At 64.6% G+C, this 17,429-nt stretch carries 15 protein-coding genes; 2 read left to right on the forward strand and 13 right to left on the reverse strand.

Going from position 1 to position 17,429, the window contains the following annotated elements:
* Window positions 1-139 precede the first annotated feature (139 nt).
* A complete protein-coding gene (gene gltX, locus MHM97_RS04490; RefSeq protein ID WP_239319969.1) occupies window positions 140-1,540 on the reverse strand; it encodes a glutamate--tRNA ligase in 1,401 nt (466 codons plus the stop codon).
* A 79-nt stretch (window positions 1,541-1,619) separates the two neighbouring features.
* Here gltX and MHM97_RS04495 point away from each other — a divergent pair, with 79 nt between their 5' ends.
* Window positions 1,620-3,641, forward strand: a complete 2,022-nt coding sequence (locus MHM97_RS04495; RefSeq protein ID WP_239319971.1) for a ComEC/Rec2 family competence protein — start codon at window positions 1,620-1,622, stop codon at window positions 3,639-3,641.
* A 68-nt stretch (window positions 3,642-3,709) separates the two neighbouring features.
* On the opposite strand, the gene lexA is transcribed toward MHM97_RS04495, so the two are convergent.
* The 7 genes from lexA to MHM97_RS04530 all read right to left on the reverse strand — a co-directional run bounded on the left by lexA (window position 3,710) and on the right by MHM97_RS04530 (window position 9,320).
* Window positions 3,710-4,408 carry a transcriptional repressor LexA gene (gene lexA, locus MHM97_RS04500; RefSeq protein ID WP_239319973.1) on the reverse strand — a complete coding sequence of 233 codons (699 nt, stop codon included), beginning with the start codon at window positions 4,406-4,408 and terminating at the stop codon, window positions 3,710-3,712.
* A 146-nt stretch (window positions 4,409-4,554) separates the two neighbouring features.
* Window positions 4,555-5,727: a molybdopterin molybdotransferase MoeA gene (locus MHM97_RS04505; RefSeq protein WP_239319975.1), complete on the reverse strand. Its 1,173-nt coding sequence runs from the start codon at window positions 5,725-5,727 to the stop codon at window positions 4,555-4,557.
* A 3-nt stretch (window positions 5,728-5,730) separates the two neighbouring features.
* Window positions 5,731-6,201 (reverse strand): cyclic pyranopterin monophosphate synthase MoaC, encoded by a 471-nt coding sequence (gene moaC / locus MHM97_RS04510; RefSeq protein WP_239319978.1) that lies wholly within the window; start codon window positions 6,199-6,201, stop codon window positions 5,731-5,733.
* Between the two features lie 12 nt (window positions 6,202-6,213).
* Complete coding sequence (trpC, locus tag MHM97_RS04515) at window positions 6,214-7,023, reverse strand: indole-3-glycerol phosphate synthase TrpC (protein WP_239319980.1); 810 nt, start codon at window positions 7,021-7,023, stop codon at window positions 6,214-6,216.
* Complete coding sequence (locus tag MHM97_RS04520; RefSeq protein ID WP_239319982.1) at window positions 7,016-7,720, reverse strand: uracil-DNA glycosylase; 705 nt, start codon at window positions 7,718-7,720, stop codon at window positions 7,016-7,018. The genes trpC and MHM97_RS04520 overlap by 8 nt, the downstream gene beginning before the upstream one ends.
* On the reverse strand, window positions 7,720-8,742 hold the full coding sequence (gene trpD / locus MHM97_RS04525; RefSeq protein WP_239319984.1) for an anthranilate phosphoribosyltransferase: 1,023 nt from the start codon (window positions 8,740-8,742) through the stop codon (window positions 7,720-7,722). The genes MHM97_RS04520 and trpD overlap by 1 nt, the downstream gene beginning before the upstream one ends.
* Entirely contained in the window at window positions 8,739-9,320 is a 582-nt protein-coding gene (locus tag MHM97_RS04530; protein ID WP_239319985.1) for an anthranilate synthase component II, read from the reverse strand. Before MHM97_RS04530 ends, trpD begins: the two co-directional genes overlap by 4 nt.
* Before the next feature lie 194 nt (window positions 9,321-9,514).
* On the opposite strand from MHM97_RS04530, the gene MHM97_RS04535 reads away from it, so the two are divergent.
* Window positions 9,515-11,071, forward strand: a complete 1,557-nt coding sequence (locus tag MHM97_RS04535) for a divergent polysaccharide deacteylase family protein (protein ID WP_239319995.1) — start codon at window positions 9,515-9,517, stop codon at window positions 11,069-11,071.
* Window positions 11,072-11,153: 82 nt separating this feature from the next.
* Here the strand turns inward: MHM97_RS04535 and trpE are convergent, their stop codons facing one another.
* The 5 genes from trpE to fabI all read right to left on the reverse strand — a co-directional run bounded on the left by trpE (window position 11,154) and on the right by fabI (window position 17,349).
* Window positions 11,154-12,665, reverse strand: coding sequence for an anthranilate synthase component I (trpE, locus tag MHM97_RS04540; protein ID WP_239319997.1), 1,512 nt, complete (start codon window positions 12,663-12,665; stop codon window positions 11,154-11,156).
* Window positions 12,666-12,686: 21 nt separating this feature from the next.
* Window positions 12,687-14,522, reverse strand: a complete 1,836-nt coding sequence (locus tag MHM97_RS04545) for a peptidylprolyl isomerase (RefSeq protein WP_239319999.1) — start codon at window positions 14,520-14,522, stop codon at window positions 12,687-12,689.
* A gap of 158 nt (window positions 14,523-14,680) precedes the next feature.
* Window positions 14,681-15,856 (reverse strand): aminotransferase, encoded by a 1,176-nt coding sequence (locus MHM97_RS04550; RefSeq protein ID WP_239320001.1) that lies wholly within the window; start codon window positions 15,854-15,856, stop codon window positions 14,681-14,683.
* Window positions 15,857-16,006: 150 nt separating this feature from the next.
* Window positions 16,007-16,537, reverse strand: a complete 531-nt coding sequence (gpt, locus tag MHM97_RS04555) for a xanthine phosphoribosyltransferase (RefSeq protein ID WP_239320003.1) — start codon at window positions 16,535-16,537, stop codon at window positions 16,007-16,009.
* Window positions 16,538-16,542: 5 nt separating this feature from the next.
* Window positions 16,543-17,349, reverse strand: coding sequence for an enoyl-ACP reductase FabI (fabI, locus tag MHM97_RS04560; RefSeq protein ID WP_009179101.1), 807 nt, complete (start codon window positions 17,347-17,349; stop codon window positions 16,543-16,545).
* Between the last annotated feature and the right edge of the window lie 80 nt (window positions 17,350-17,429).

Below are 17,429 nucleotides of genomic sequence, written 5' to 3' on the forward strand. Positions count from 1 at the left end.
GATGTCCCTTCCTGTTACAGGCGCAGAGAGGGCGGGTGGCCCGTTCCGCGCAGCGGGGCGCCGACGTCGACTGGCGACGCAGGCGGAATCCTATCCGAACGGGCTTACCCGGATCTGACCATCAGATCCCATCGGGCAATCAGCCTGTTACGTCCTTGAGCCGGGCCAGCGTTTCATCCCGGCCCAGGCAGATCATCATGTCGAAGACCGAAGGCGTTACCGCGCGGCCTGCAAGCACAGCCCGCAGCGGGCCGGCCAATTTGCCAAACTTCGTGTCCTTGGCCGCGGCAAATTCATTCAGGGCGGCCTCAAGTTCGTCTCGCGACCAGCTAGCATTTTGCAGATGCGGCGTCAATTCTCCCAGTATACCAAGGGATACTGAATCAAGCGCTTTTTCCGCCTTCGCATCCCGGTCCAGCGGACGTGAAGCCAGCACAAAATGGGCTTTTTCAAGGAGTTCCGGAAAGGTCTTTGCCCGGTCCTTGAGGCAATGCATCGCCGCTTCAAGCCCGCGTGACTGTGCGTCACTCAGGGCGGGTTTACCGGCGGCCTCCAGATAGGCTTCGATTTCCTGCCGCAGCGCAGCATCCTCAGCGATTGCAATATGTTGGCCGCAGAGGTTCTCCAGCTTCTTGGTGTCAAACCGGGCCGGGCTCTTGCCGATTCCGCTCAGGTCGAACCACTCTTTGGCCTGCGCGTCGGTGAAGAATTCGTCATCGCCATGCGCCCAGCCGAGCCGCGCCAGGTAGTTGCGCATGCCCGCCGCCGGATAGCCCATCGCCTGGTATTCCTGCGCGCCGAGCGCCCCGTGGCGTTTCGACAATTTTTTACCATCCGGTCCATGAATGAGCGGGATATGCGCCCAGACCGGCACCTGCCAGCCCATGGCCTCGTAGATCATCATCTGGCGGGCGGCGTTCATCAGGTGGTCATCGCCGCGGATCACATGGGTCACGCCCATGTCGTGATCGTCGACGACAACGGCCAGCATATAGACCGGCGTGCCGTCGGAGCGCAGAAGGATCATGTCATCCAGTTGCGCATTTTTGAGGGTCACATCGCCCTGAACCTCGTCGCGAATGACGGTCTCGCCGTCCTTGGGCGCCTTGATGCGGATCGCAAAGGGGGCGTCCGGATGTTCGGATTCGGCGGCGTCGCGCCAGGGCGAGCGGAACAGGGTGGATTTGCCCTCGGCCTTGGCGGCCTCGCGGAAGGCGGCGATTTCGTCCTGCGTGGAGAAACACTTGTACGCCTTGCCCTCGGCCAGAAGCTGATGCGCGACCTCTGCGTGACGCGCCGCGCCCGCGGCCTGGCTCACCACCTCGCCGTCGTGATCAAGCCCGAGCCAGCGCATGCCTTGCAGGATGGCGGCGGTGGCCTCCGGGGTGGAACGCTCCCGGTCGGTGTCCTCGATCCGCAACAGGAACTTGCCGCCACGCCCGCGTGCATAGAGCCAGTTGAACAGCGCGGTGCGCGCGCCGCCGATGTGCAAAAAGCCGGTGGGCGAGGGGGCGAAACGGGTGACGACCGGTTGGGACATGTGGGGTATTTACCTTTTGGAAACCTTGAGGGTTCAACGTTTGACGCCTGTGTACCGAGCCAGAAGGCAGGGAGCAAGCGTGCGCATTCTCGGCGCCCTTGATACAATGCTACAGCTCCAGCGGGGACATCTGTTTCCCTGGGTGCCGGTGTGTTTTGGCCTTGGCATCGGGCTCTATTTCCGCCTCGCACAGGAACCCTCCGTGTCGATCTATGCGGGCGTGCTTGGCGTCTCGCTGGGGCTGGGTCTGTGCGCGCGGCGCGGCGATGGGCTGGGACTGCTGGCGGCGGCGCTGGTTCTGGTCGGCCTCGGCTTTTGCTACATGGGCGCGCGCGCGCATCAGGTCGGCGCGCCGGTACTGTCGTTTCGCTATTACGGCGCGGTGGAGGGGCAGGTGCTCAAGGTCGACAGATCCGCCTCTGACGCCATGCGGATCACGCTGGGACATGTGCGGCTGGATGATGTGTCGCCTGCGCGCACGCCGGGACGGGTGCGGATTTCGCTGTTTGATGGCACCGCGCCGGAGCCCGGGTCCTGGGTGATGACCACCGCGCATCTGTCGCCGCCGCAAGGCCCGGCCGAGCCCGGCGGCTTTGATTTTCGGCGTCACGCCTGGTTTCTGGGGCTCGGGGCGGTGGGCTACAGCCGCGTGCCCGTATTGCGCAGCGCCCCGCCGGAGATGCTCCCGATCGCCAGCCTGCGCGTCCGGGTGTCAGACTGGGTGCGCGCCGCACTGCCAGAGCGCACCGGCGGCGTAGCAGCCGCCCTTGTTACCGGTGATCGCGCCCATGTGCCGCGCCAGGTGACCGAAGACTTGCGCGCCAGCAATCTGGCGCATCTGCTGGCCATATCCGGTTTGCACATGGGGCTGTTTGCCGGCGTGATCTTTGCCAGCCTGCGGCGGGCGTTTGCGCTGTGGCCCTCTGTTGCGCTGCGGTGGCCCGTCAAGAAGATCTCCGCTGCCGTCGCCCTGCTGGCGAGCTTTGGCTATCTGCTCTTGTCGGGGGCCAATGTCGCCACCGAACGGGCGTTCCTGATGGTGGCGGTGATGCTGGTGGCGGTGCTTCTGGACCGGCGGGCCATTTCCGTGCGCGCGGTCGCCTTTGCGGCGGTGCTGGTGTTGCTGCGCCGCCCCGAAAGCCTGCTGAGCGCCGGGTTCCAGATGAGCTTTGCCGCCACATTGGCCCTGGTGGTGGTGTTTCAGGCGGTGCAGCCGGTGTTTCGTCCCGGGCGCGGGGGCGCGTTGGGCAGTGCCGCACGCTGGATTGCCGCGCTGGTTGTCTCCTCGCTGGTAGCGGGGTTGGCGACGGCCCCCTTTGGAGCGGCGCATTTCAACATGATCTCGCATTACGGGCTGATTGCGAATCTCGCGGCCGTACCTGTGATGGGCGCGGTGGTGGTGCCGGGCGCGGTGCTGGCGATCTGCCTGGCGCCGTTTGGAGCCGGCGCAGTTGGATTCTGGATCATGTCGCAGGGGATCAGCTGGATTTTGACCGTCGCTGACACCGTTGCCGGCTGGCCCGGTGCCCGCGGGCAGGTGGTTGCGCCAGAGCCGTGGATGTTGCCGGTGCTGGTCATGGGCGCATTGCTGGTGCTCTTGTGGCAGGGGCGGTTGCGCTGGGTTGGACTTGCGCCCATCGGCGTGGCGCTGTTCTTCTGGCCCTCTTCGCCGCGCCCCGCGGTTCTGATCTCGGCCGATGGCGGTCTGGTCGGCGTGATGACATCCGAGGGGCGCGCCCTGTCGCGCCCGCGTGGCAAGAGTTTCGTCGCCGGGATCTGGCTGGAAAACGACGGCGATGGTGCGGATCAGGCGCAGGCCTTTGCCCGGATGGCGTCCGGGCAGACGGAGAAGGTACTTGAGTTTCAAGCGGTTGGGCGCCGGTTTGTGCATGTCCTGGGCAAAACCGGCCTCAGCCAATGGCAAAAGAGTTGCGCGCCGGAGGAGGTGATCGTGCTCTCGGTCGAGGCGGAGCCCCCGGAGGGGGAATGCCTGTGGCTCACGCCCCGGGCCCTGCGCGACACCGGCAGCATCGCCTATACTCAAGACGGCGAGAGGATCACGGCCAATGCAGGCGTGCATCGGTTATGGTCCGCGCGGTAACAAAAAACGCCCGGCAGCAAGGCATGCAACCGGGCGTTTTCAAGCCTGTTTGAGCGGGTGTGCCCCGATCAATAGGTGCGGATCAGACCCACAAGGCGCCCCTGGACCTTCACCTGATCCTCCGCATAGCTGCGGGTCGGATAGGCCGGGTTGGCGGCGTGCAGTTCGATCATGCCGCCCTTGCGCTCATAGCGTTTGAGCGTCGCCTCATGCCCTTCGACAAGGGCCACGATAATATCGCCATTATCGGCCGCATCGGTTTCGCGGATCACAACCACATCGCCATCGTTGATGCCCGCATCAATCATGGAATCGCCGCGCACCTCCAATGCGTAATGCTGACCGGCGCTGGACAGCATCGCATTGGGCACCGCCACATGGGCCGCGGCCTGGCTGATCGCCTCGATCGGCACACCGGCGGCGATGCGCCCCATCACGGCGAGTTCCGTGGCGCCGGAATCCGCCACCGGTTTCAGCTCCGCTTGTGGCGCGTCCTGATCCTTGCCCCCCTCGATCACCGTGGGCTGGAACCCGTCTGCGCTGCCACCGAGGCTGTCGGGCAGGCGGATCACCTCGATCGCGCGGGCGCGGTGGGCGAGGCGACGGATAAAGCCGCGTTCCTCCAGCGCCGTGATCAGGCGGTGAATGCCGGATTTGGAGCGCAGATCCAGCGCGGTTTTCATCTCGTCAAAACTGGGCGGGACGCCGTCCTTTTGCAGACGGTTGTGAATAAACTCCAAAAGCTGAAGCTGCTTTTTCGTCAGCATAGCTGTCCCCTCTGCACGATGCCTTTTGTTTATGTTCTATTCATGTTCCCGTTTTGTGTCAACCGCTCGGGTCATAACGGGAACATAAAAAGCTCAGGTAAGCTGCGATACAGACAGGGATTTCGCCTGAAGCCCTGAGCCGCGCGTCAGAGGGAGAGGAAATCGACAGGCTCACCGATTTCGCGGGCCGGGTCATGCGGCGGGCGCACGATCAGGGCTTCGGCCTGGGCCAGAACCGAGAGCAGAGAGCTGTCCTGACTGTCAAAGGCCTGCAGGCCCGTGTCCTGCCATGTGGCGCGCATATAGTGCTGACGGGGTCCGTTGGCGGGCAGGGCCGCTGCCAGTGGCGCGGTGGAGAGCTTCTCTGCCGCTGTTGGCAGGCCCAGCATGGCCTGCAGCATCGGCACCACAAAGACCCGACCGCAGATCATGGCGGAGACCGGATTGCCCGGCAGCCCCACCATCGCGCCCGCCCCCATGCGCCCCGCCATCAGCGGTTTGCCGGGGCGCATCGCAACCTTGTAGAACGCACGCTCCATGCCGAGGCTTTCGGCCACCCCCGCAACCAGATCATGATCACCGACCGAGGCTCCACCGATGGTCACGATCAGATCTGCATCTTGCGCCAACCCAAAGGCGGTACGCAGCGAGGCATCGGTGTCGCGCGCGATCGGCAGCATACGCACCTCGGCGCCGTGCTCTTCGAGCATCGCCTTAAGGCCAAAGGTGTTGGAGACGATGATCTGATCCGGGCCAGGCACCTCGCCGGGCATCACCAGCTCATCCCCGGTGGACATCAGCGCCACCACGGGGCGACGGCGCACCGGCACCTCGGCAATGTTCATCGCCGCCAGGAGCGCGATATCAGCAGGGCGCAACAAGCGCGGGGCGTCGACGGTCTGACCGGTGCGAAAATCACGGCCCCGATCGCGGATATTGGCATTGCCCCCCGGATCATCGGTGATGGTGATGAGATCGCCCTTACGGTCCACATCTTCCTGAATGACCACAAAACTTGCGCCGTCCGGCACCGGCGCTCCGGTAAAGATCCGCACCGCCTGACCCGCACCGACCCGGCCCTGAAACCCATGTCCGGCAGCGGCCTCGCCGATCACCTTGAACATCGCATGCAGCTCCACCTCGGCGGCATTCACCGCATAGCCATCCATGGCGGAGGCATCAAAGGGCGGCTGATCGCGCCCTGCGGTGACGGACTGTGCCAGCACACGGCCCGCCGCTTGCGCCAAGGGGACGGTCTCGACATCTACGGCAGAGACAAGATCAAGCAGCGCGGCGCGGGCCTCGGAGACGGAGATCATCGGTTACGCCTCGTAACGGCCGGATTTGCCGCCGTCTTTCAGCAGCACGCGGATGCCGCCGATTTCCATTGCCTTGTCCACCGCCTTGGCCATGTCATAGACCGTGAGGCAGGCGGTGGAGACGGCTGTCAGGGCCTCCATCTCGACACCGGTCTGGCCGGTGGTCTTGACGGTGCCCTCAACCCGCACGCCCGGAAGGTCGGGGTCGAGGGTCAGCTCCACTGTGACCTTGGTGATCGGCAGCGGATGGCAGAGCGGGATCAGCTCGGCTGTTTTCTTGGCCCCCATGATCCCGGCAAGACGCGCAACCGACAGCACATCGCCCTTCTTGGCGCGGCCTTCGGCGATGATGTCATAGGTCTCCTGCGCCATGCGAATATGGCCCTCGGCAACGGCGATGCGGGCGGTCACATCCTTGTCGGAGACATCCACCATATGGGCGTCGCCCTTCTGGTCAAAATGGGTCAGGGACATGGGCAGAGCTCCTCAGACGCCGGGCACAAGCGGGTTGGCGAGCAGTTCTCGGGTGGCGGCGGCCACGTCCTCCCGCCGCATCAGGCTCTCACCAATCAGGAAGCTGCGCGCGCCGTAGCGGGCCATATCCGAGAGATCCTCGGGCGTGGACAGGCCGCTTTCGCAGACGATGGACCGTTCCGGCGGCACCAGACGCGACAGGTGGCGGGTGGTGTCGAGCGTGGTCTCAAAGGTCTTGAGGTTGCGGTTGTTGATGCCCATCAGACGCGATTTCAGATGGCAGGCGCGTTCCAGCTCCTCTTCGTTATGGACCTCCAGCAGCACATCCATGCCCCAGTCAAAGGCGCAGGCTTCCAGTTCTGCCGCCTGGGCGTCGCTCACCGATGCAAGGATGATCAGGATGCAGTCGGCCCCCAGCGCGCGGGCCTCGGCGACCTGATAGGTGTCATACATGAAATCCTTGCGCAAACAGGGCAGGTCGCAGGCGGCGCGGGCCTCCACCAGATAGTCCTTGCCACCCTGAAAGCTCGGCGTGTCCGTCAGCACCGACAGGCAGGCGGCACCGCCATCGGCATAGGCTTTGGCAAGCGTGGCAGGGTCGAAGTCGGCGCGGATCAACCCTTTGGAGGGGCTGGCTTTCTTGATCTCGGCAATCAGCCCGTAGCCCTCGTGGGTGGCCTGGATCAGACGGTCCGCAAAGCCGCGCACCGGATCGGCACTGCGGGCCTCGGCCTCCACATCGGCAAGCGGTTTGGCGGCCTTGTCGGCGGCCACTTCTTCGAGTTTGTAGGCTTTGATTTTATCGAGGATGGTCTCAGACATCGAAGAGGCTCCCTTGAGAACTGCGTGGGGCGGCCCACGAAATAGGCTGCTCGCCGCGGGCGGAGAGCCAGTCATTGATCCGTGTAAACGGACGCGATCCAAAAAAGCCGCGCCGCGCCGACAGGGGCGAAGGATGGGCCGTCTTCAGGATCAGGTGATCGCCGGGACGGATGTGTTTTGCTAGCGCCTGCGCCTGGTTGCCCCAGAGGACATAGGCCGTCGGGCGGCGAGAGCTATGATCCAGCACCTGATGTGCAAGCTCCTGCCAGCCGAGTTTCTTGTGGCCATTGGCGTCGCCCGCAGGCACCGAGAGCACCGTATTGAGCAAAAGCACGCCCTGCGCGGCCCAAGGGCGCAGATCGCCGGTGTCTGGGCAGCAGCCGATGTCGTCGCGCATCTCCTGATAGATATTGCGCAACGATCGGGGCAGGGGTGTCACATCGGGTTCGACCGAAAAGGACAGCCCATGGGCGTGACCCGGCGTGGGATAGGGGTCCTGACCGAGGATCACCACGCGGGTGGCCTCTGGCGGGGTCAGTTCAAGGGCGGCAAACCGCTGATGCGCAGGCGGCAGGATCTGCCGCGTGTCTTCCGCCAGCTTTACCTCGATCAAGGGCCACTGGGTCTGAAAGAACGGCAAGTCCGCCCAGCCCCCGACCGCAGGTCGCAGGGCTGAGGCGTGGTCTTGCGGGGCCATCAGGCGGCCTCCGAGGTGATCCGTGCAACCGCCGTGACCTTGCCGAGGGCGGCACCGCTGTCGATGCTTTCGGCGGCACGTTCCGCGCCTTCCTTGAGCGAGGACACCGTGCCCGCAACCACCTGCGCGGCGGCGGAGTTGAGCAGCACCGCGTCACGATAGGCCGAGGGCGCACCGTTCAAAAGCGCGCGAAACGCCTCGGCATTCTCGGCGGGGGTGCCACCCACGATCGCCTCAAAGGGATGTTCGGGCAGACCGGCTTCTTCGGGGTGGATCTCGAATTCGGAAATGCTGCCGTCTTCACCAAGCCCCGCAACCCAGCTGACGCCGGTGATGGTCAGCTCGTCGGTGCCGTCCGATCCATGCACCAGCCATGCCTTTTCAGAGCCGAGCTGTTGCAGGGTTTCCGCCATCGGGCGGATCAGGTCGCGGCTGAAGGCCCCGGTGAGCTGGCGTTTGACACCCGCCGGATTGGTCAGCGGGCCGAGGATGTTGAAAATCGTCCGCGTGCCCAGTTCCTGACGGGTGGGCATCACATGGGCAATCGCCGGGTGATGCATAGGCGCCATCATGAAACAGATGCCTGCTTCTTTCAGTGATTTTTCAACCACTTTCGGGCCGACCATGACCTGTATACCCATTTCGGTCAGCGCATCTGCCGCACCGGATTTCGAAGACAGATTGCGATTGCCGTGTTTGGCCACAGGCACGCCGGTGCCCGCCACCACAAAGGCCGTCGCGGTGGAGATATTAAGCGTGCCCTTGCCATCGCCACCGGTGCCGACAATGTCCATCGCCCCCGCAGGCGCGGTGACCTTGTTGCATTTGGCGCGCATCACGGCGGCAGCGGCGGCATATTCATCCACCGTCTCGCCCCGGGTGCGCAGGGCCATCAGCAGGCCGCCGATCTGGCTTGGGGTGGCCTCGCCATTGAACAGCGCGGCAAAGGCGGTTTCGGCTTCGGTACGGGTCAGGGCGCGATCTGCGGCCAGACCGATCAGAGGTTTCAGCGCATCACTCATGCCGGGACCTTCATCTCATTCAGGAAATTCTGCAGGAGCGCATGCCCATGCTCGGAGGCGATGGATTCCGGGTGGAACTGAACGCCGTGGATGGGCAGCTCTTTGTGCTGCAGGCCCATGATGGTGCCGTCTTCCAGCTCTGCGGTGATTTCCAGACAGTCCGGAAAGCTCTCGCGCTCCACCACCAGCGAGTGATAGCGGGTGGCATCGAACGGCGACGGCAGCCCCTTAAAGAGACCCGTGTCGGTGTGATGCATCTTGCCCATCTTGCCATGCACGATCTCATGACAGCGCACCACCTTGCCCCCAAAGGACTGACCGATGGTCTGATGACCAAGGCAGACGCCCAACAGCGGCGTGCGGGTTTCGGCGGCGGCTTCGGTCAACGCGAGGCAGATGCCCGCCTGATCGGGGTCGCAGGGGCCGGGGCTCAGCAGGATGCCGGCGGGCTTCATCGCCATGGCGTGCTGCACATCCAACGCATCGTTTCGCCAGACCTCGATCTCGGCGCCCAACTCGCCAAGATAATGCACGAGGTTGTAGGTGAAGGAGTCGTAGTTGTCGATAAGCAGCAACATCTTGGGACGCTCTTTTAAGGGTGGCGGGCGGGGGCCGCGCCGAGATATAGTGAACGGAACCATACATGTTCAGGGATGCGCGGCAGCGTCAAGAGCACATCCGAAATGCCGACGGGCATGAGGAGCAGGTGCCAACTGCCGAGGCCCCGGCATAAGGGCAAAAGAACGGGCACAGGCGAGAGGGCGAAACAGGCATGCGAGGATTTCTGGGAGGCGTGAGCGTTGGGGCGCTGGTCGCAACGGCAGGAGCAGCCGTGTGGTCGCTGTCGACCCCCTTGCCCCCGGGCGTGGACGTCTCCGGCGACACGCCAGCACCCATTCTGGCCCCGCGGGACAACGGCACCGTGCCCCAGGAGACGCCCGGGTCCGATGCGGATCTGGTGGAGACCGCCCCGGCCGCTCCCGATCAGGGGCAGGCGACCGAATCCGAAACGGCGGTCGAAATCGATACCGAATCTGCCGATCAGCCGGATGTGTCGACCGAGGTCACCGGACCCGACGCCTCTGATCCCGCGCCACAGGACGCAGAACCGCCCGCCGTGCAACCGGAACAGGATGCGCCGGTGACCGGCAGCGAGGGGGCCGTGGCCCTGGCGCCGCCCGTCGCCGATACCGATCCGCAGCCCGACACAGGCACCGCAGCCGCACCGCCGTCATCGGATGAAGTGGGCGCTCCGTCTCTGGATACGCCGGACGCGGAGACCGGCCTGCCGGGTCTCGATGCGGGGACAGCGGATGTGGCGCCGCAGATCGAAACGGCGACGCCCTCGGTACAGAGCCCGGACATCGGCACCAGCCCCGGCCTGACCCCGCCTGATAGTTTTTCCGGGACAGCGCCGGTGCCGCCCGTTCCGGCGCCGGGCACAACCGCTGATGCGGACGAGGCTGCGGGTGAGGCACAGCGCATCGCCGATCTGCCGCAGGCCTCTGACGCGGCCGAACCCGCGGATGATGAGACCTCCGGCGCAGCCAGCAGGCCCCGGATCGGCACGCCGGTGGTGCCGCTGACAGAACGGGATGCAGCGACCACGGCAGAAGCCGACACCGCCGCGCCGGAGGCAGATGCGCCGCCGTTTGTCCGCAACGGCGAACCCGCAACCCCGGCGCCGGGGCTGCCATTGATGTCGATCATCCTGGTCGAGGAAGAAGGCGCGGTCGGGGCCGAAGCGCTGGCCGAGTTCCCCTATCCGCTGACTTTTGCCATCGACCCGGCCGACCCGGAAGCCGCCGCGCGGATGCAGGCGCGCCGGGCCGCCGGTTTCGAGGTGATGGTACTGGCCGATCTGCCGCGCGATGCCGGGCCACAGGATGCGGAAACCGCGCTGCCGATCTGGTTCGACCGACTGCCAGAGTCGGTTGGGCTGCTCGAAGGCGTGGACAGCGGGGTTCAGGGCAACCGGCCGCTGGCGGATCAGGTCTCGGCCATTGCGGCGGATCTTGGCTATGGGCTGGTGTTGCAGGACAATGGCCTGAACACGGTGCAGAAAATGGCGTTGCGGGACGGGGTGCCCGCGGGTGTGGTGTTCCGCGACTTTGACGGCGCCGGGCAGGATCCGCGCGCGATGCGGCGGTTCCTGGATCAGGCCGCCTTCCGTGCCGGGCAGGAGGGCGCGGTCATCATGCTGGGCCGTCTGAAGCCGGACACGATCTCGGCCCTGCTGATCTGGGGCCTGCAGGATCGGGCCAGCCGGGTCGAACTGGTACCGGTCTCCGCCAGCCTCAAACGCCTGCTGGAGCCGGTTTCGCAATAAGCCGTCCCTCAGATGGTATAAAACAAAACGCGCTCCTCGATCATCTCGGGAGCGCGTTTTTCATTTTGCAGCCCTGGTTTTTTCAGCGGTTGCCGTCGCCGGTGAAACGTGCAGCATCTGCCGCCGCGCGGCGGATTGCGTTGGATTTATGCACGGTCTCCATATACTCCGCCTCCGGATCGCTGTCGTAGACAACGCCGCCCCCGGCCTGAATATAGAGCTTCTGATCCTGCACGATCGCGGTGCGCAGCGCGATGCACATATCCATGTCGCCCCCGGCACTGAAATAGCCGACACCGCCACCATAGATGCCGCGTTTTTCCGGTTCCAGCTCGTCGATGATCTCCATCGCGCGTACCTTGGGCGCACCGGACACCGTGCCCGCAGGCATGCCCGCAAAAAATGCATCCAGCGCGTCCTTGTCCTCGTGCAGCTCTCCGACCACGTTGGAGACGATATGCATCACGTGGCTGTAACGCTCGATGATGAACTCTTCGGTGGGGCGCACGGTGCCGATCTTGGCGACGCGGCCCACATCGTTGCGGCCCAGATCCAGGAGCATCAGATGCTCGGCCAGCTCTTTCTTGTCCGCGAGCAGATCCTGTTCCAGCGCCTTGTCCTCTTCGGGGGTGGCCCCGCGCGGACGGGTGCCAGCGATGGGGCGAATGGTGACCTCGTTGCCAAAGACCCGCACGAGGATCTCGGGGCTGGCGCCGATCACCTGAAAGCCGCCGAAGTTGAAATAGAACATGAACGGCGAGGGGTTGGTGCGCCGGAGCGAGCGATACAGCGCAAAAGGCGGCTGCGGAAACTCCTGCGTCCAGCGCTGTGCGGGCACCACCTGAAAGATGTCCCCGGCGCGGATGTAGTCCTTGGCCTTCTCGACGGCGGCCATGTAGCCGTCCTTGGTAAAGTTAGAGACCGGCGGGGCCACCTCGCGCGCCTCGCCCAGATCGCGGGTCTCGGCGGGCATGGCGCGTTCGAGATCGCGCACCGCATCCATCACGCGCTCTGCCGCTTGTGCATAGGCCGCACGCGCCGATTGCCCGTCGCTGACCCACGCGGGAGACACCACCGTGACCTCGCCTTTGACGCCGTCCAGAACTGCCACCGCAGAGGGCCGGATCATTACCGCATCGGGCAGGCCCAGCGGGTCCGGGTTCACATGGGGCAGATGCTCCACATGGCGGATCATGTCATAGCCCAGATAGCCAAACAGCCCCGCTGCCGCCTGTGGCAGATCATCGGGCAGGTCGATGCGGCTTTCGGCCAGCAGCGCGCGCAGCGTGTCGAGCGGATTGCCCTCGACCGGGGTAAACCCGTCGGGGTCAAAGCGGGCGGCGCGGTTGATTTCGGCCTGTTCGCCCCGGGAGCGCCAGATCAGGTCTGGCTTCATGCCGATGATGGAATAACGCCCGCGCACCTCGCCGCCGGTCACCGATTCCAGCATGAAGGCATCCTTCTGCGCGCCGGTGAGTTTCAGCATCAAGGAGACGGGCGTATCCAGATCGGCGGCAAGCCGCGTGTAGACCACCTGGTTTTCGCCGGTCTCATAGGCTTTGGCGAAGGTCTCGAAATCGGGGATCAGGGCCATCAGAGCGCGCGCCTCTCGAAGTTATTGAAAGCTGGCGTGAACGGAATTCACGGCCTGCTGGTTGACCTGGGGCTGGGCGCGCGTCTGCACCGCCTGCATGTAGATCTGGAAGATCTCGTTGGACAGCGACTGGTCCAGCTGCTCGCTCAGGGCCTGCGACAGGAACTGCATGTCCTCGCTGTCATCCGGCGGCAGTGTGTCATCCAGGCGCACGACCACGGTGCCCTCGGCATCGGAGACCACGCGCAGCTCTCCCGCTTCCATCTCGAACACCTGGTTCATGAGATCAACCGGGGTTTGATCGAGGTAGGCCGTGCGGGTCAGGCCGGTCTGTTCGATCACCTCGCGCTCCTCGGGGAACTGACCGTCGGCTGCCTCGGTTGCGGCCATGATCTCTTCGGCCTGGGTGCGCAGCGCCTGCGCGATCCGGTCCTGCTTGAAGGCCTCGGCAACTGCCGGACGCGCGGCGTCGAACGGTTGCGGACGCGGGGCCAGAACCTCGTTAAGGCGCAGGGCAAACAGGCTGCCGTCCTCCAGGAAGCCAACCTCCGGGAAATCCTCCAGCGTCACCGCCTCTGCCGCGTTACGGAAGGTGTCATAGGCGGCGATGTCGTCGGTGGTGTCGGTGGTCCAGTCGATCTGTCCCAGAACCAGGCCGGTTTCCTCTTCGGCCAGCTCTTCCAGCGTGGCACCGCCGGCAAGCGCGTCGTCGATCCCTTCGGACCGGGTCTCGATCACGCGGCGGGCGCGGTCCAGTGCCAATTCTTCGCGCAGCACCGGCAGCGCATCTTCAAAGCTGGTGTATTTTGCCTCCAGCATGCCGTTCACGCGATAGAGCGCGGGACCGAGGTCGGAGGGCAGGGGGCCGGCGACATCGCCGATCTCGACCGCAAACACGCCTTCACCCGCGTCCCCCAGATCGCTTTCTGCCACGTCACCCATGTCGATGTCCGACAGCGACAGGCCCCGGTCCTCGACCAGGGATTCGAAAGTGGTGCCGCCAATGTCCAGTTGCGCCTTTGCGGTCTCCGCGGCGTCTTGATCGGCAAACACGAGACGTTCGACCAGGCGGCGTTCGGGAACGTTGAATTCGGCGTCGCGTTCTTCGTACAGCGCGCGCAGGGCGGTTTCATCCACCTCGACCTCGTCCACCAGCGCATCGGGGCGCAGGGCGACATAGGTGATGACCTTGGTGCGCGGCAGGGTGAAATCCTCGATATTGCTCTCGTAAAAGGCTTTGAGTTCCGCCTCGGTGGGTTCCACCGTGGTCAGGACCACATCGGCCTCGGTCAATTGCACGTAGGAGAAGCTGCGGCGCGCGCCGATGTAATCGGTGAGGGTCTCGCCCAGAACAGCGGGCATGCGGGTGCCGCCGACGATCGCGCCCTGCAACAGGGTGCGGGCGGTTTCGGCACGCATGTCCTCTTCGAATTCGGTTTCGGACAGGCCGGCATTGTCCAGCGCAAAGCTGTAATTGTCGCGGCTGAAGCTGCCGTCGGAGCCCTGGAACGCGCCAATCTGCGTGATTTCCTGAAGCAGCACCTCATCGCCGACCGACAGGCCGAGGGTCTGGAGCTCATTGTCGAGCGCGGCCGAGGCCACCAGACCGGAGAGAACACCGCGATCAACGCCCATGGAGATCAGCTGCGACAGCGGGATGGACTGGCCCGACTGGGCCTGAATGGCGCGCTGTTCCTGCTGCAGCGCACGGGCGTAATCATCGACGCTGACCTTGGCCTCGCCAACGGTGGCCAGCGTGCGGGTGGTGCCGGATACGTTGATCGCGCCAAAGCCGGCAAGCCCCACGAACAACAGACCCATGAGGATCCAAACGAAGGTCTTTGAAAGGTTTTTCATGCCTGCGGCCCTTTATGTCGTCTTTTGGCGGCGCGCTGCGGCATCGCATGCCGGGCGGCCTTTAGGTCTGCCGAGCGGATCGGCTCTTGTCTGTTGCGGCCCTGAATACGCGTCTGCCCGCTGAGGAGCAAGCATGCATGGCGCCGCGCGGATCGCACTTAGCCGGAGAACCCGGCAAGGCGATCAATCACCTCGGATATGCCGCTGCGATCCACATTGGCAAAGGCGATGCGGAACTGACGCTGCCCCTCTGGTGAGCCGTCCGGGGTGAACATGCTGCCCGGCAGCATCAGAACGCCGATCTCCTGCAACATCTTTTGCGCGAGCTGGTCCGAGGTGGTGTCGAACGGGTGCTGCACATAGGCAAAATAAGCGCCCAGTCCCAACAACTGCCAACCCTGCGCGGCCAGGGGCGCGAATCCCTCTGCGATGGCGGCGCGGCGGTCGAGGATCTCTTCCCGCTCCGCCGCCAGCCACGGGGCGAGGTTCTCGATCCCCCAGGCCGCGCCGATCTGACCGACCTGAGCGGGGCAGATGGTGACGGTGTCGAGGAATTTCTCCATCTCCAGCAGTCGTGCGGGGCTGGTGGCAATGGCGCCGACGCGGTGTCCGGTCAGGCGATAGGCCTTGGAGAAGGAATAGAGATGCACCAGCGTGTCCGGCCAGTCCGGGCGCTGAAACAGCCCGTGCGGCGCGCCGGTGCGGCTGTCGAAATCACGGTAGGTTTCATCCACGATCAGCGTCAGCCCGTGCCGCTGTGCCAGGTCGTAGAAGGCATCGAGCAGCTCTGCCGGATATTCCACGCCACAGGGATTGTTGGGCGTCACCAGCGCGATGGCGCGGGTGCGATCCGTGATCAGCGTCTCGGCCCGGGCGACATCGGGCAGCATGCCCGTCCCGACCGGCAAGGGCTGGGTCTCCACCCCCTGCATATCAAGCCACATCTTGTGGTTGAAGTACCAGGGCGTCGGCAGGATCACCGCGTCGCCCTCGGCGCAGAGACTCTGAATGGTAGCGGCAAAGGCCTGGTTGCAGCCGGAGGTGATTGCGACCTCCTCGGCGCTGACCTGCGCCGCGTAGTGGCGGCTGATCTGCGCCGCCAGCGCCACGCGCAGATCCGGGTTGCCCAGCACCGGACCATAAAGATGGGCGCTGTCCTGATTCAGGACGGCCTCTGCCATGGCGCGGCGCAACCCCTCCGGCGGCGGATCCGCGGGCGCGGCCTGGCTGAGGTTCAACAAAGGTTGGTCGTCCGAGAACTCCACCCCCGACAGCCAGCGGCGGGACTCCACGATCGGCGAGACGAAAGTGGCGGCGGTTCTGGCCAGCGGCATGGGATCATCCTTCACAGTCAAAACGTTCGCGGCATTAGCGCGATTTCGCAGGGCAGTTGCAAGGGGTGGGCAGAGGTCGGCACCAAAGAAAAAACGCGCCCCGAAAGGCGCGCTTTGTCAACAGTGGCGGGGCCGCCTGGATCAACCGGATCAATCGGTGCCGCGATAGGGCTCGACATATTGCAGCGCCATATCCCACGGGAAAAAGATCCAGGTGTCCTGGCTGACGCCGGTGATGAAGGTATCGACCTGCGGCTCGCCCTGCGGTTTTGCATAGACGGTTGCCAGATGCGCCATGGGATAACGGCTGCGCACCAGTTCCAGAGTTTTGCCGGAATCAACCAGATCGTCGACGATCAGGATGCCGGTACCATCGCCCATGATGTCGGGATCCGGGCTCTTCAGCACTTCGGCCTCGCGGCGCTGATCGGCCTTGCCGCCGCCGGAGTGATAGGATTTGACGCTGATGGTATCGACGGTGCGAATGTCGAGTTCGCGCGCCACGATCATCGCCGGCGCCATGCCGCCGCGGGTGATCGCCACAACCGCGCGCCAGTGGCCCTCATCGGGCCCGAGCCCGTCCAGACGCCACGCCAGCGCGCGGCTGTCACGGTGGATCTGGTCCCAGGAGATGTGAAACCCCTTTTCATGGGGCAGGCGGTTCGGGTCCTTGGTGCTCATCTGGGTCAGCCTTTCTCGATGTCCGGGGCGTCCACGGCCTTCATGCCGACCACGTGATAGCCCGCATCCACATGCAGGTTCTCGCCGGTCACACCCGAGGCCAGATCCGACAAGAGATACAGCGCGGATTTGCCCACGTCATCGGTGGTCACGTTGCGGCGCAGGGGCGAGTTGTACTCGTTCCACTTCATGATGTAGCGGAAGTCGCCAATGCCGGAGGCCGCCAGCGTCTTGATCGGGCCGGCAGAGATCGCGTTGACGCGGATGCCGTCCTTGCCCAGATCCTCGGCCAGGTATTTCACCGACGCCTCCAGCGCGGCCTTGGCCACACCCATGACATTATAGTGCGGCATCACCTGTTCGGCGCCATAGTAGGTCAGCGTCAGCATGGAGCCGCCCGCGTCCATCATCTTCTCCGCGCGCTTCGCAACGGCGGTGAAGGAATAGACCGAGATGTCCATGGTCATCTGGAAGTTGGCGCGGCTGGTGTCGACATAGCGGCCCCGCAGCTCGCTCTTGTCAGAAAAGCCGATGGCATGCACGATAAAGTCGAGCTTGCCCCATTTTTCCTCAAGCGCGGCAAACAGCGCGTCGATCGACGCCTCATCCGCAACATCGCAGGGCAGCACGATGTCGCTGCCCAACTGGCCCGCCAAAGGGTCGACCCGCTTCTTCAGCGCTTCACCCTGATAGGAGAACGCAAGTTCCGCTCCGGCCTCGGCGCAGGCTTTGGCAATGCCCCACGCGATGGATTTGTCATTGGCCAGGCCCATGATGAGGCCTCGTTTTCCGGCCATCAGTTGACTAGACATGCAGGTTCTCCGCCTGTGATCGGTTAATAGAACGTCCTTTAGCCCGCTGCGTCAAAGGCATCAAGGGCGGACACTGCTGT

This window comes from Epibacterium sp. Ofav1-8 (genome assembly GCF_022348185.1).
GTDB lineage: Bacteria > Pseudomonadota > Alphaproteobacteria > Rhodobacterales > Rhodobacteraceae > Epibacterium.